The following is a 15,174-nucleotide window of genomic DNA, read 5'->3' on the forward strand; positions in this document are numbered from 1 at the left end:
ACTCCTGTCTTAGCGTGCCGACTGAATAGCCGCAGAGGGCTGTTCAAAGTGATAGCGACCGGTTTTCAGGCTGCTTGGTCCTTTACGGGCAAACTTGAACATGAGGAACAGTTCAGCCACCAGGAACAGCGTGTACAGGCCACAAATCAGCACCATTGAGAAGATCAGGTCGCCTGCGGTCAGCGACGAGTTCGCGACAGCCGTTGGCAGCACCTCACCGATAGCCCAAGGCTGGCGACCATACTCGGCAACAAACCAGCCTGATTCAACGGCAATCCACGGCAGCGGCAGACCATAAAACGCGGCACGCAGCAGCCATTTTTTCTCACCAATGCGGTTGCGAATCACGCTCCAGAAGGAGGCACCGATAATCAACAGCATCAGTACGCCGCACGCCACCATGATACGGAAGGCGAAATATAGCGGCGCAACGGCAGGAATAGAATCCTTGGTCGCCAACGCAATCTGCTCTTCCGTCGCGTCAGAGACGTTGTCGGTATAGCGCTTGAGCAGCAGACCGTAGCCAAGATCTTTCTTCACGTCGTTAAACCGATCGCGCACGGCCTGGTCGGTTGAACCGGCACGCAATTGCTCCAGCAGCGCGTACGCTTTCATCCCGTTACGGATACGCTCTTCGTGCTGAACCATCAGGTCTTTCAGGCCGGTAACCTGTTTATCCACGGAGCGGGTCGCAATGATGCCCAGCGCGTAAGGGATTTGAATCGCGAAGCGGTTCTCCTGCGCCTTCTGGTCAGGAATACCAAACAGGGTAAAGGCCGCCGGAGCAGGCTGAGTTTCCCATTCTGCTTCGATAGCCGCCAGTTTGGTCTTCTGGACGTCGCCCATTTCGTAGCCGGATTCATCACCGAGAACGATAACGGAGAGAATCGCCGCCATACCGAAGCTGGCTGCGATAGCGAAGGAGCGCTTGGCAAAAGCGAAGTCGCGGCCTTTGAGCATATACCAGGAGCTGATGGCAAGAATGAACATCGCGCCAGTCACGTAGCCTGACGCCACGGTATGAACGAACTTAACCTGAGCGACCGGGTTCAGAACCAGCTCGGAGAAGCTGACCATCTCCATACGCATGGTTTCAAAGTTGAAGTCCGACGCAATCGGGTTCTGCATCCAGCCGTTAGCGACAAGGATCCACAGCGCCGACAGGTTGGAGCCCAGCGCCACCAGCCAGGTGACAGCCATGTGCTGAACTTTGCCCAGACGATCCCAACCGAAGAAGAACAGACCTACAAAGGTAGATTCGAGGAAGAAGGCCATCAAACCTTCAATGGCCAGCGGCGCACCGAAGATATCGCCCACGTAGTGAGAGTAGTAAGACCAGTTAGTCCCGAACTGGAACTCCATGGTCAGACCGGTTGCCACACCCAGAGCAAAGTTGATACCAAACAACTTGCCCCAGAACTTGGTCATATCTTTATAAATCTGTTTGCCGGAAAGGACGTAGACCGTTTCCATGATGGCCAGCAGGAACGCCATACCTAGCGTCAGTGGCACAAAAAGGAAGTGGTACATCGCGGTCAAGGCAAACTGTAAGCGCGACAGTTCGACTATATCTAACATCATGACTCCTTGCTCATCGCATGAAGACTCCGAGAGTGAACCCCGTTAGAAAGGGTCACACGCATGCCCCAATACAAATTTATTTGCTTCTTCTCGCTACGCCCGTGTTCTCTTTCAAGAAAACGGAAGCACTGAAAAGTTACAAACATGTTAACAAAACACCCAAATTGATCCCGTGATTATATTACGCTGCAAAACCCTTACAATAAATAGGTTTTTATTGTGATAAATTTGCAGTTTTCGACAGCGATCAATTTATAGCGAAAATACCAGATTTCGGTCAATTTGATCCGCGACAATTTAACTCCTTTTCGCGTTCTTTTCCAAGTTTTAAACATTGATTTAAATCAATTTTCATTTTAAATGTTAATTATGTATACCGTGTGCCTCACAGGTAAACGTTAGGTTAACAATATGTTTTTCAACAGTATCATCGGTTACTGAAAATGATAGTCCATTTATTTCGTCGCTGAGGGGAATTTAATGAGATTAACGCTGACCACGTAAATGTGGCTATCAGTCGATAATGCCGCGTAGCTCACAGATTTTTTTTATCAAGTTAATGTCATAAATTTTTTCCTTATTAGATTTATCATTGCGTTTACTTTCGATTAACACAACTGCGCAACTATCTCATTATCAAGTAAATGCAGCGCCGCTCCTCTTTTTTCTTTTGGTGATGCAAAGCGCCCTCCTGTTTCGCGGCATCACTTACATCGCGCTCTTACCCTCGCCATGAGGCGCTTGCCGGCCCCTCTTTCCTCAACAAAAATGAAATATAAAACGCACAAATCACTATTTTATATCTTTAATCTAACAAATCGCCCGCGCCACATATAAAAACCAGCACATAAATTCCGTTACTACGCTCACAGAAAAATTTAAAGAAGTGTATTGATCGCTTATTAGCGAAGGAAAAATCAAGGCGAAATATAAAATAAGACCTTGCTCACAAACATCGCAATATATTTATTATCAGGATTCAAACGGAAATAAACCCAGACAGTGAATTAAAAATTAACCACTTGATATAAAAGAAATTTTTCAAGAAAAATCAAAAACGAGAGTTTTTTGAAAGATATTCTGAAAATAGATCAATTGCTTCCCCTGGGCGAACCACAGACACTCCAGCCCTATTAACAGGCGGCCATCTTCAACGCTGCAAATATTAGAAAATCGTTTTTATTTTTATACCATCAGCCTTACAGAGGATTACCCATGAAGAAATCAACACTTGTTATTGGCGTCATTGGTGCTGACTGCCATGCAGTAGGCAACAAAGTCCTGGACCGCGTTTTTACTGCCCATGATTTTCGCGTAATCAATCTGGGCGTGATGGTCAGTCAGGATGAATATATTGATGCCGCTATCGAAACCGGCGCGGATGCCATCGTCGTGTCGTCTATTTACGGCCACGGCGACATCGACTGCCTGGGGCTGCGCGAACGCTGCATCGAGCGCGGTATCGGCGACATCCTCCTGTACGTTGGCGGCAACCTGGTGGTGGGTAAACATGATTTTGCCGACGTCGAGGCCAAGTTCAAAGAGATGGGTTTCAATCGCGTCTTTGCCCCAAGCCACGATCTGGAAGACGTCTGCCAGCTGATGGCGAACGACATTAACCTGCGCCACGGCGTTGAGCAGCAGTGTCTGGAAGAGGCTATCTGATGCAAACCGTCTCTGTCGATATCGGCTCGACGTGGACCAAAGCGGCCCTCTTCGCACAGGAGGGGGATGAGCTGACGCTGGTAAACCACGTTCTGACCCCGACCACTACCCATCACCTGGCGGAAGGTTTTTTTGCCAGCCTGAACCAGGTGCTTAACGTTGCCGATGCGCGCCTGCTGCTGAACCGCGGTGACGTGACGCTGAAATATTCTTCATCGGCAAAAGGCGGCCTTGCCGTCGCGGCGATGGGGCTGGTGCCGTCTATTACCCTGGAATCAGCGAAAGTCACCGCCCATTCAGCGGGGGCCAAAATAGCCCAATACTACGCCTACAAACTCAACCGTCATGATATCCAGGAGCTGGAAGCCACACCGCCGGATATCCTGCTGTTTACCGGCGGAACCGACGGCGGCGAGGAGAGCTACGGCCTGGCCAACGCCCACGCGCTGGCGGAGTCAAAGCTTGACTGCGCCATTATCTATGCCGGAAACCGCGATATTCAGGACGAGGTTCAGGCCATCCTCGGCCACAAAGATTTGACTACGGTAGACAATATTCTGCCCGACCTCGATCACCCGAATCCGTACGCTGCCCGCAAGGCGATTTGCGATGTCTTCTTATCCCGCATCGTCAAAGGCAAAGGGCTGGACGTTATCGTCGCTGAAACCGGCGAAGAACCGATGCCGACGCCGTGGACCGTCTACGAGCTGGTGAAAACCATCAGCCATTACGACAGCGCGTGGAAAGAGTTCATGCTGATTGACATGGGCGGGGCAACCACCGACGTCTACTCAGCCTGCGCCAACACGCTCTCCCCGGATACCGTTCTGCACGGGGTGCCGGAACCATTTGTGAAACGGACGGTGGAAGGCGATCTCGGCATGCGCGTTTCGGCGGTCGTGGTCGGTGAAAGTACCCGGGAGCTGGTGAACGCGGTGTTTGCCCACCAGCCCCAACGTCTGGAAGCCTTTTACGGCTATTTACGCCATCTGGTCGCGCAGCCGGATTACCTGCCGGCCAACGAGGAAGAAAAATATTTCGACACCGTGCTGGCCGGGCTGTGCGTTGGCTACGCCAGCGAACGCCACGCGGGCACCAAAAAGCAGGTGTGCACCTGCGTGGGCAACGTCGATTTACAGATGGGCCGCGATCTGACCACGGTGCGCAAAGTCGTGGGTTCCGGCGGATGGCTCTCCCGCGCCAGCCGCTTCGACATCCAGAGCTGGCTGAAATATCGCGAACTGGATGACGACGGCCGACGCATTCTCTTACCGACCCGGTTTGACTATTACCGCGATGCAAAAGGCCTGCTTCCGCTGCTGGCAAACGTTGCCAGGCTCTACCCCGAGCTCGCCGCTCGCACCAGCATTCACTGTTTAACCCTATAAATGAAGGCAGCTACGAATGGAACTTCGAAATAAAAAATTAACCCATGACGAATTCATGACCGAGCGGCATCAGGTATTACAGACCTGGCATACCGGCAAGGACGTTGAGCACTTCGAAGATGGCGTGAAGTACCAGCAAACCATTCCTGAGAAAAAACGCTTTTCTCACGCTCTGCTGAAGGCCGACCAGGAAGGTAAAACCCTGAGCCAGCCGCGCGCGGGCGTGGCGCTGATGGATGAACACATTGCGCTACTCAAAACCCTGCAGGAAGAGTGCGATCTGCTGCCGAGCACCATCGATGCCTATACCCGCCTCAACCGTTATGAAGAAGCGGCGGTCGGGATCCAGAAATCTATCGAAGCGGGAACCTCCAAACTGAACGGTTTGCCGGTGGTTAACCACGGCGTCGCGGCCTGCCGGCGGATGACTGAAGCGCTGGAAAAACCGGTCCAGGTACGCCACGGTACGCCGGACGCGCGTTTGCTGGCGGAAATCTCCATGGCCAGCGGCTTTACCAGCTACGAAGGCGGCGGTATCTCCTACAACATTCCCTATGCCAAGCGCGTCACCCTGGAAAAGTCGATTCGCGACTGGCAGTACTGCGACCGCCTGATGGGCCTGTATGAAGAACACGGTATCCGCATTAACCGCGAACCGTTCGGCCCGCTGACCGGAACCCTGATCCCGCCGTTTATGTCCCACGCGGTGGCGATTATCGAAGGCCTGCTGGCGCTGGAACAGGGCGTCAAGTCGATCACCGTCGGCTACGGCCAGGTCGGCAGCCTGACCCAGGACATCGCAGCCATTCGATCTCTTCGCGAGCTCTCCCACGAGTATTTCGGCAATTACGGTTTCGACGATTATGAGCTGAGTACCGTCTTCCACCAGTGGATGGGCGGCTTTCCGGAAGATGAATCGAAAGCATTCGCCATTATCTCCTGGGGCGCGGCGGTGGCCGGGATGTCCGGCGCCACCAAAGTGATCACCAAGAGCCCGCACGAAGCGTTCGGTATTCCCACCGCGGCGGCCAACGCGCAAGGGCTGAGGGCATCCCGCCAGATGCTCAATATGGTCAGCGATCAGAAATTCCCGCCCTGCGCCGGCGTTGATCAAGAAGTGGAACTGATTAAAAGCGAAGTCCGCGCGGTACTGAAGAAAGTATTCGAGCTGGGCAACGGCGATATCGCCCGCGGTACGGTGCTGGCCTTCGAGGCGGGCGTTCTGGACGTGCCTTTCGCGCCGGCCTCCTGCAACGCGGGCAAAATTCTGCCGGTTCGCGACAATTCCGGCGCTATCCGCGTGCTTGAAGCCGGCGCGGTACCGCTGCCGAAAGACATCCTCGCCCTGCACCACGATTACGTCGCCGAGCGCGCGCAATTTGAAGGACGTAAACCCTCATTCCAGATGGTTGTTGATGACATTAACGCGGTATCCCACAGTAAATTAATAGGAAGACCATAATGAAAATTAAACAGGCCCTTTTCACCGCTGGCTACTCTTCATTCTATTTTGACGATCAGCAGGCGATTAAAAACGGCGCGGGTCATGATGGATTCATTTATACCGGTGCTCCGGTAACGCCAGGCTTCACCTCGGTACGCCAGGCGGGTGAATGCGTGTCCGTCCAGCTGATTCTGGAAAACGGCGCGGTGGCGGTCGGCGACTGTGCCGCCGTACAGTACTCGGGCGCGGGCGGCCGCGACCCGCTGTTCCTGGCGGAGAACTTTATCCCGTTCCTCAACGATCATATTAAACCGCTGCTGGAAGGTCGCGATGTCGATACGTTCCTGCCGAACGCCCGCTTCTTCGACAAGCTGCGCATCGACGGCCATCTGCTGCATACCGCCGTCCGCTACGGTCTTTCCCAGGCGCTACTTGATGCGACCGCGCTGGCCAGCGGTCGCCTGAAGGCAGAGGTGGTTTGCGACGAATGGCAGCTGCCCTGCATCCCGGAAGCGATTCCGTTATTTGGTCAGAGCGGCGACGATCGCTACATCGCCGTGGACAAAATGATCCTCAAGGGCGTTGACGTCCTGCCGCATGCGTTGATCAACAACGTCGAAGAGAAGCTGGGCCTGAAAGGCGAAAAGCTGCGTGAGTACGTGCGCTGGCTGTCCGATCGCATCCTGAGCCTGCGCGCCAGCCCCCGCTATCGCCCAACGCTGCATATCGACGTATACGGCACCATCGGCCTGATTTTCGATATGGACCCGGTTCGCTGCGCCGACTACATCGCCAGCCTGGAGAAAGAGGCGCAGGGTCTGCCGCTCTATATAGAGGGCCCGGTGGATGCGGGTAACAAACCGGACCAGATCCGCATGCTGACCGCCATTACCAAAGAGCTGACCCGCCTCGGTTCCGGCGTAAAAATTGTCGCCGACGAGTGGTGTAACACCTACCAGGATATTGTTGACTTTACCGATGCCGGCAGCTGCCACATGGTGCAGATCAAAACTCCGGATCTCGGCGGCATTCATAACATCGTGGACGCGGTGCTGTACTGCAACAAACACGCGATGGAAGCCTATCAGGGTGGTACCTGTAACGAAACCGAGATCAGCGCCCGCACCTGCGTTCACGTCGCGCTGGCCGCGCGTCCGATGCGCATGCTGATCAAGCCGGGGATGGGCTTCGACGAAGGTCTCAACATCGTGTTTAACGAAATGAACCGCACCATCGCGCTGTTGCAGGCTAAGGATTAAGAGATGGCTCGTACCTTTAAAATCTTATCGCCGACGGCAATCCTCGGCTACGGCTTCCCGGAAGAGAGCTTTCGTAAAGCCATGGAGGAGTCGCCGGATCTGATTGCCGTTGACGCCGGTTCATCCGATCCCGGCCCCCACTACCTGGGGGCAGGCAAACCCTTTACCGACCGGGCCGGGGTGAAACGCGATCTGCGCTATATGATCGTGGCCGGCGTGAAAAACAATATCCCGGTGGTGATCGGCACCGCCGGAGGATCCGGCGCCGCGCCGCATCTGGAGTGGTGCCGGCAGATAATCCATGAGATTGCGCAGGAAGAACATCTGTCGTTCTCCATGGCGCTGATCCCGTCTGATGTCGATAAAGCGATCGTTCATCAGGCGCTGGATAACGGCAAAATCACCGCCCTGGACTTTGTGCCGGAGCTGACCCACGAGGCCATCGAAGAGAGCACCTATATCGTCGCCCAGATGGGGATCGAACCCTTCCAGCGGGCGCTGAAGGCCGGCGCCCAGGTGGTACTGGGCGGGCGGGCGTACGATCCGGCCTGCTTCGCGGCGCTGCCTATCATGCAGGGCTTTGATGAAGGACTTGCTCTGCACTGCGGCAAGATCCTCGAATGCGCGGCCATTGCCGCCACGCCGGGCTCCGGCTCCGACTGCGCGATGGGGATTATCGACGACAACGGCTTTACGCTGAAGGCGTTCAATCCAAAGCGTAAGTTTACCGAAACGTCCGCGGCGGCGCATACGCTGTACGAGAAGTCCGATCCCTACTTCCTGCCCGGTCCGGGCGGCGTGCTGAACCTGAAAGGATGCACCTTTAAAGCCGTCAACGAGGGCGAGGTTTACGTCAGCGGTTCTCGTCATGAAACGACACCGTACGCGCTGAAGCTGGAAGGCGCGCGGCGGGTCGGCTTCCGCTGCCTGACCATTGCCGGAACGCGCGACCCGATCATGATTGCCGGAATCGATAATATTCTTGAAGAGGTACAGACCAGCGTCGCACGCAACCTCTCCCTGAACGATGACAGCATCCGCATGACCTTCCATCTGTATGGAAAAAACGGCGTGATGGGCAATCACGAGCCGATGAAAACCGCCGGGCATGAACTGGGCATTTTGCTCGATGTGGTTGCGCCCACCCAGGATATCGCCAACAGCGTCTGCTCGCTGGTGCGCTCTACCCTGCTGCACTACGGCTATGAAAACCGCATTGCCACCGCGGGCAACCTCGCCTTCCCGTTCTCGCCGTCCGATATTCAGAGCGGCCCGGTATATGAGTTCTCAATTTATCACCTGATTGAAGCCAGCGACGCGCTGCGCTTTGACTTCCATATCGAACAGGTGACGCCAGAAGGAGTTCAGGCATGAAACAATCCCTATGCTCACTGGCGCAGGTGATCCGTTCCAAAAACGCCGGACCGTACGAACTGGTTTTAGATATTTTATTTAAAACCCGGGAGGATTATCAGCGGGTAAAACGTTCTGAACTATTAACCCCGCAGCTCATTGCTGGTTTATACAACGTGAAGCCTGATTTTATTCATCGTATTGTCTGGTTCGATCCGGCCAACGCGGTAAAAATTGTCATGCCGCGGGATATTATTTCCGGCAACGTCGGAGACAATGATGTTTATGGTGCTCAGCAGCATGCGCCGCTATTAAGTATTGAGTTCGATTTCTAATTCTATATCCAATAGATTTCGAGTTGAGTTGAGGCGGCAACTGAGAGACAAATTCGTCAGGAACGAATTTGAACAGCCGGAGGCTGCCTTCGGTGAGGGACATGGATGTCCCTCATTCATCCCCAGGAGCGTACATCCGTACCTGACTGGGATGAGCAAAAGCAGCCAACAAAAATGCAGCTTGAAAGACAACGGATATAAAAATACAACAACATCCATTGGGGTACAGGATTTCGCTGTATCACTGTATTCCAGACAATTTATGCGGTTGGTCACCACAGGCGTACGTCTGCGCTGTTAGCTGGCGCAGGCGTACGCCGCCCTACACCCCTTCACCGACTAACCCTGTTCCGATGGAGTAAATATGAAAAAAATAAGTTTAACCAAAATGATCATATTAGGCCTGATACTCGGCATGATTGCCGGGGTGATCATTAATAATATGGCATCAGTAGATACAGCAAAATCCTATGCGCAGGATATCTCCATTTTTACCACTATATTTTTACGCCTGGTAAAAATGATTATCGCCCCGCTGGTAATATCCACGCTGGTAGTCGGCATCGCCAAAATGGGCGATGCGAAAACGCTCGGGCGTATATTCTCTAAAACCTTTTTCCTGTTTATTTGCGCCTCGCTGCTGTCAATTGCGCTGGGCCTGGTGATCGTCAATCTGTTCCAGCCAGGCGCGGGGATCAACTTTGTCCCCCACGATGCCGGAGCCGTGGCCGCCGTTCAGTCCGAACCCTTCACGCTGAAAGTGTTTATCTCGCACGCGGTGCCAACCAGCATCGTTGATGCCATGGCGCGCAACGAAATTCTGCAAATCGTGGTGTTCTCCATTTTCCTCGGCTGCAGCCTGGCGGCGATCGGCGAAAAAGCCGAGCCCATTGTGAAGGTGCTCGATTCGCTGGTCCACGTGATGCTGAAGCTAACGGGATACGTGATGCTGTTCGCACCGCTGACCGTTTTCGCCGCCATCTCCGGACTGATTGCCGAACGCGGTCTGGGCGTGATGGTCAGCGCCGGGATCTTTATGGGCGAGTTCTACCTGACGCTGGGCATGCTATGGGCGATCCTCATTGGCCTGTCGACGGTGATTGTCGGACCGTGCATCAGCCGTCTGACCAAAGCGATCCTCGAGCCCGCGCTGCTGGCTTTCACCACATCCAGCTCAGAAGCCGCTTTCCCTGGCACCCTCGATAAGCTGGAAAAATTCGGCGTCTCTTCAAAAATCGCCAGCTTCGTCCTGCCCATCGGTTACTCCTTTAACCTGGTGGGTTCCATGGCCTACTGCTCGTTCGCCACGGTATTTATCGCCCAGGCCTGCAACGTCCATCTCAGCATGGGCGAGCAGATCACCATGCTGCTGATCCTGATGCTGACCTCCAAAGGGATGGCAGGCGTACCGCGCGCGTCAATGGTGGTTATCGCCGCGACGCTGAACCAGTTCAACATTCCGGAAGCGGGCCTGATTCTGCTGATGGGCGTCGATCCGTTCCTCGATATGGGTCGCTCCGCCACCAACGTAATGAGTAACGCCATGGGCGCCGCCATCGTTGGCCGCTGGGAAGGCGAGCATTACGGTGAAGGCTGCCGCGGTACCGCCCCGGTCAAAAAACCGGAACAGGAGCGCCCTGCCAGCGAAACGTCCGAAGTGGCGATGTCCTAACAGCAAAATGGCTATGAGCCCCAGGCCGGATACGTCCGGCCCGGTTCCCTCCAATCATCCCAACAGGACACACCATGAACGTAAAATTTTTCGGCGCCTGCATCTTAACCGCCAGTTTGCTGTTTGGCGCCGCCGCGCAGGCGCAAAGCGGGCCGGACTACGCCAGTATTATCGAGCAGGCGCATCAGAAATATAAGAGCAACCACGATGGTAAAGTCGCCGACTATATCCCTGCTCTGGCGAGCTATAGCCCGGATAATTTCGCCATTACGCTCGCCACGGTCGAAGGCAAAATTTACCAGACCGGCGACGTGAAAAAAGCCTTTCCGATGGAATCCCTGAGCAAAGTCTTCACCCTGGAGCTGGCGATGGAACAGCGCGGGCCGCAGGAGGTGCTGGATAAACTTGGCGCCAATGCCACCGGCCTGCCCTTCAACTCCGGTTTAGCCGTGGAGCTCACGCAAGGCGCGCCAGAGAACCCGTTAGTCAACGCCGGCGCCATGAGTACCGTGAGCCTGATTGCGGCGAAAGACAAAACCGAACGCTGGAACAACATTCTCAACAACCTCAACGCCTGGGCCGATAGTTCGCTGCACGTTAATGAGCCGGTATTTCAATCCGAAATGGAGACCAACCAGCATAACCAGGCGCTGGCGATGCTGATGAATTCATACCACAGCTTTTATGGCGACCCTCAGGAAGCCGTTGAAATCTATACCCGCCAGTGTTCAGTGGATATCACCGTCGAGCAGCTCGCCAAAATGGGGGTCGTACTCGCCAATAAGGGCAAATCGCCGTTCAACGGCAAGCAGTTGCTTAATGAGCGTTACGTCCCGCAGGTGCTGGCGGAAATGGCGATTGCCGGACTGTACGACGGCAGCGGCAAATGGCTCTACACCGTCGGTATCCCGGCGAAATCGGGGGTTGCCGGCGGAATGGTCGCCGTCGTTCCCGGGCAATACGCTATCGCCGTCTACTCCCCTCCGCTGGATGCAGCCGGTAACAGCGTCCGCGCCCAGCAGACCATCGAGTATGTCGCGCATGCGACGCAGGCCAATCTCTTTATAGCGAAATAGTGAGAAGTAAAATGTCGAAACCCTTTGTCTGGCAGGAACTTTTTGTTCAGAGTAACGATAATACCGAATATGAATTACTAACGAATCAACATGTTAAAGTGACAGAGTTAGATGGGGAAGAGGTTATCAAGGTTGCGCCGGAGGCGTTAACATTGCTGGCTCAGCAGGCATTTTATGAGGCTTCATTTTTCCTGCGCGCCGGGCATTTAAAGCAGATCGCCAGCATCCTGCACGACCCGCAGGCCAGCGGCAACGATAAATACGTTGCGCTACAGCTGCTGCGCAACGCCGAAGTCTCAGCAAAAGGCGTGCTGCCAAACTGCCAGGATACCGGGACCGCCACCATCGTCGCGAGCAAAGGCCAGAACGTCTGGACCGGCGGTAACGACGCGGAAGCTCTGAGTCAGGGCATCTACACCACCTTTCAGGAAAACAATTTACGCTATTCGCAAAATGCTCCCCTTGATATGTATACCGAGGTCAACACCCAGACCAACCTGCCCGCGCAGATTGATATCAGCGCGGTGCCGGGCAGTGAATACCGATTCCTCATCGTTAATAAAGGCGGCGGCTCGGCGAACAAAGCCGCGCTATTTCAGGAAACAAAATCTATTCTGCAGCCGGAAAAACTCACCGCCTTTCTGATTGAAAAAATGAAGGCGCTGGGCACCGCCGCCTGCCCGCCGTACCACATCGCCTTTGTCGTGGGGGGCCTGTCGGCGGACCAGGCGTTGAAGGTGGCGAAGCTGGCTTCGACAAAATATTACGACAATCTGCCCACCAGCGGAAACGAACTGGGCCAGGCGTTTCGCGATACGTCGCTGGAAGCAGCGCTGCTCAAAGCCAGCCGCGAGTTCGGCATCGGCGCACAGTTTGGCGGCAAATACTTCGCCCACGACATTCGCGTGATTCGCCTGCCGCGGCACGGCGGCTCCTGCCCTATCGCAATGGCGCTTTCCTGCTCCGCCGACCGGAACATCAAAGCCAAAATCAACAAACACGGCATCTGGCTGGAGAAGCTGGAGCATAATCCGGGCAAGTTTATTCCTGATTCTCAGCGTATCGAAAACGGGGCGCAGACCGTTCGACTCGATCTGAACCGGCCGCTGCGCGACATCCTCCGCGAGATGTCAACGCTGCCCGTGGGCACCCGGCTGTCGCTGAGCGGTCCGATTGTCGTCGCCCGCGACATCGCCCATGCCAAAATCAAAGAGCGCCTCGATCACGGCGAGCCGATGCCGGAGTACATGCGCAATCATATCGTTTACTACGCAGGCCCGGCGAAAACGCCGAATAATCTGGCCTGCGGCTCGCTCGGCCCGACCACCGGCGGACGCATGGATGGGTATGTCGATGCTTTTCAGGCGGCAGGCGGTAGTCTGATCATGCTTTCCAAAGGCAATCGCAGCCAGCAGGTAACCGACGCCTGCCATAAACACGGCGGCTTTAATCTCGGCAGTATTGGCGGCGCGGCGGCCCTGCTGGCGCAGCAGTATGTGAAAAGTTTACGCTGCCTTGAGTATCCGGAGCTGGGGATGGAAGCGGTATGGATGATGGAAGTCGACAACCTGCCGGCGTTTGTGCTGGTTGACGATAAGGGTAATAACTTCTTCAGCCAGTTCGAGCAGCAGCATCGCTGCGCAACCTGTCCGGCGGGGCATTAAGGAGGGTTTATGCACGCGCGTGGAAATCCTGACCGCCACCGTCAGCGCCAGCAAAAGCTGAAAACGCAGGTTGATACCCGCGTGGCGGCGGCTACAGAGCAAAAAGGTATTCTGATCGTCTTTACCGGCAACGGTAAAGGCAAATCCACTGCCGCCTTTGGCACCGCAACGCGCGCCGTCGGGCATGGTAAAACCGTCGGTGTCGCGCAGTACATCAAAGGCCAGTGGGATAACGGTGAATACAACACTCTGCAACCGCTCGGCGTAGAGTTTCACATTATGGGGACCGGCTTTACCTGGGAAACGCAAAACCGGGAGGCGGATATTGAAGCGGCGTCGGCCGTCTGGCAGGAAAGCAAGCGGATGCTAGCCGACCCGGGCTACGATCTGGTGGTGCTGGATGAACTCACCTATATGCTGGCGTATCACTATCTGGATCCACAGGAAGTGATTGCCGCTATCGTCAATCGTCCGCCTGGGCAGAACGTGATTGTCACCGGCCGCGGCTGCCACGCCCGATTGCTTGAGCTTGCCGATACGGTCAGTGAGTTGCGTCCGGTGAAGCATGCCTTTGACAAGGGCATTCAGGCGCAGGTAGGAATTGACTGGTAGTTTTACCCGGCTCGCGCTGCGCTTAGCCGGGCTACCGGTTCACCGTCGGCTGCGGGCCGGTAGCCCGGACAGGTGCGCCAGCGCCGCCTCCGGGGAATGTGCCCGGCCTGATACATCGGCGCGGTTTCTTCCCGGTGGCGCTGCGCTGACCGGGCTACGGGCTCACAGTTCTCTGCAAAACGCCGTCAGGCAGCCGACACCACCGATTTTTGCAGCAGCCACTCGCGGAATACCTGTAGATGCCGGGATTCCGTTTTATCCTCCTGCCACGTCATAATAAAGCGGTTTCCGGTACGAATCGGCACATCGCAGGGGATCACCATCTCGCCGCTATCCAGGTCATGTTGAATAGCAAAACGCGGCAGCAGCGCAACCCCCAGGTTCGAACGCACCGCCGCAATCAGCATCGAGAGCAGGTCAAAACGCGGACCAATGTTGATCTGAGGGCTGGTGATGTTCGATAACGCAAACCACTCCTGCCAGCCGTGAATTCGCGTGCTTTGATGCAGCAGCGGAAACTCGCTCAGCAGTTCCTCCACCGCCAGCTTCTGCCCGGGTTCGGGCAACAGCCCGCAGCCGCACACCGGCAGAATTTCCTCTTCGAACAGATACTCAACCTCCGCCCACGGAGAGCAAAAATCCTCGCGCATAATGGCGGCATCGTACTCGCGACTAAGAAAATCGCCAATATTCGCCAGCGAATGAATATTAACGATAATGCCCGGATGTAATTTATTAAACTCGCGCAGATTGGGGATTAGCCAGTGGGTGCTAAAGGTAGGGTTGACGGCCAGCTCAAGAACCTGCACCGTCGGTTGCCATGTCATAATCGAATTGGTATCACGCTCCAGTTTGTTAAGCGTTTCCTTAACGATAGTCAAATAATGCTTGCCAGCCGCATTTAAAAAAATCCTTTTTTTAGCATGGTTAAATAATGACGTATGGAGGAAATCCTCCAGCGCCGTGACTTGTCGGAACACGGCGCTTTGTGTTAAAGCCAACTCTTCCGCTGCCCGGGTATAACTTTCGTGGCGAGCCACAACCTCAAAGGTCACCAGTAATTCAGTTTTGGGTATTTTTCCTCTCATAACGTCTTCCATTTACGCCGTGCAAAAATTGTTTAAT

At 54.9% G+C, this 15,174-nt stretch carries 12 protein-coding genes; 10 read left to right on the plus strand and 2 right to left on the minus strand.

What is annotated here, in order from left to right; translation table 11 throughout:
- Nucleotides 1-9 precede the first annotated feature (9 nt).
- The gene (gene cydA, locus EGY08_RS06455; protein ID WP_123829411.1) at nucleotides 10-1,578 is read right to left on the minus strand and encodes a cytochrome ubiquinol oxidase subunit I; all 1,569 of its coding nucleotides are present in this window, start codon (nucleotides 1,576-1,578) and stop codon (nucleotides 10-12) included.
- A 1,218-nt stretch (nucleotides 1,579-2,796) separates the two neighbouring features.
- On the opposite strand from cydA, the gene glmS reads away from it, so the two are divergent.
- From glmS to cobO, 10 genes are all read left to right on the plus strand, one after another.
- Nucleotides 2,797-3,246 (plus strand): methylaspartate mutase subunit S, encoded by a 450-nt coding sequence (gene glmS / locus EGY08_RS06460; protein WP_004130572.1) that lies wholly within the window; start codon nucleotides 2,797-2,799, stop codon nucleotides 3,244-3,246.
- The gene (glmL, locus tag EGY08_RS06465) at nucleotides 3,246-4,634 is read left to right on the plus strand and encodes a methylaspartate mutase accessory protein GlmL (protein ID WP_123828334.1); all 1,389 of its coding nucleotides are present in this window, start codon (nucleotides 3,246-3,248) and stop codon (nucleotides 4,632-4,634) included. Before glmS ends, glmL begins: the two co-directional genes overlap by 1 nt.
- A gap of 16 nt (nucleotides 4,635-4,650) precedes the next feature.
- Nucleotides 4,651-6,096, plus strand: coding sequence for a methylaspartate mutase subunit E (locus EGY08_RS06470; protein ID WP_123828335.1), 1,446 nt, complete (start codon nucleotides 4,651-4,653; stop codon nucleotides 6,094-6,096).
- The gene (locus tag EGY08_RS06475) at nucleotides 6,096-7,337 is read left to right on the plus strand and encodes a methylaspartate ammonia-lyase (RefSeq protein WP_004130566.1); all 1,242 of its coding nucleotides are present in this window, start codon (nucleotides 6,096-6,098) and stop codon (nucleotides 7,335-7,337) included. Before EGY08_RS06470 ends, EGY08_RS06475 begins: the two co-directional genes overlap by 1 nt.
- A 3-nt stretch (nucleotides 7,338-7,340) precedes the next feature.
- Nucleotides 7,341-8,711, plus strand: coding sequence for an acyclic terpene utilization AtuA family protein (locus tag EGY08_RS06480; RefSeq protein WP_004130564.1), 1,371 nt, complete (start codon nucleotides 7,341-7,343; stop codon nucleotides 8,709-8,711).
- Nucleotides 8,708-9,025, plus strand: a complete 318-nt coding sequence (locus tag EGY08_RS06485) for a DUF4387 domain-containing protein (RefSeq protein WP_004130562.1) — start codon at nucleotides 8,708-8,710, stop codon at nucleotides 9,023-9,025. Before EGY08_RS06480 ends, EGY08_RS06485 begins: the two co-directional genes overlap by 4 nt.
- Before the next feature lie 364 nt (nucleotides 9,026-9,389).
- Complete coding sequence (locus EGY08_RS06495; protein ID WP_004130560.1) at nucleotides 9,390-10,697, plus strand: dicarboxylate/amino acid:cation symporter; 1,308 nt, start codon at nucleotides 9,390-9,392, stop codon at nucleotides 10,695-10,697.
- A gap of 74 nt (nucleotides 10,698-10,771) precedes the next feature.
- A complete protein-coding gene (gene glsA, locus EGY08_RS06500) occupies nucleotides 10,772-11,773 on the plus strand; it encodes a glutaminase A (protein WP_123828337.1) in 1,002 nt (333 codons plus the stop codon).
- Nucleotides 11,774-11,784: 11 nt separating this feature from the next.
- On the plus strand, nucleotides 11,785-13,437 hold the full coding sequence (locus tag EGY08_RS06505) for a class I fumarate hydratase (protein ID WP_049123201.1): 1,653 nt from the start codon (nucleotides 11,785-11,787) through the stop codon (nucleotides 13,435-13,437).
- A gap of 9 nt (nucleotides 13,438-13,446) precedes the next feature.
- Complete coding sequence (gene cobO, locus EGY08_RS06510) at nucleotides 13,447-14,049, plus strand: cob(I)yrinic acid a,c-diamide adenosyltransferase (RefSeq protein WP_049112464.1); 603 nt, start codon at nucleotides 13,447-13,449, stop codon at nucleotides 14,047-14,049.
- A gap of 185 nt (nucleotides 14,050-14,234) precedes the next feature.
- Here cobO and EGY08_RS06515 read toward each other — a convergent pair whose 3' ends face one another.
- Entirely contained in the window at nucleotides 14,235-15,137 is a 903-nt protein-coding gene (locus tag EGY08_RS06515; RefSeq protein WP_049112043.1) for a LysR family transcriptional regulator, read from the minus strand.
- Nucleotides 15,138-15,174: the final 37 nt, after the last annotated feature.

This window comes from Klebsiella sp. FDAARGOS_511, assembly GCF_003812845.1.
Taxonomy (GTDB): Bacteria; Pseudomonadota; Gammaproteobacteria; order Enterobacterales; family Enterobacteriaceae; genus Klebsiella; species Klebsiella grimontii.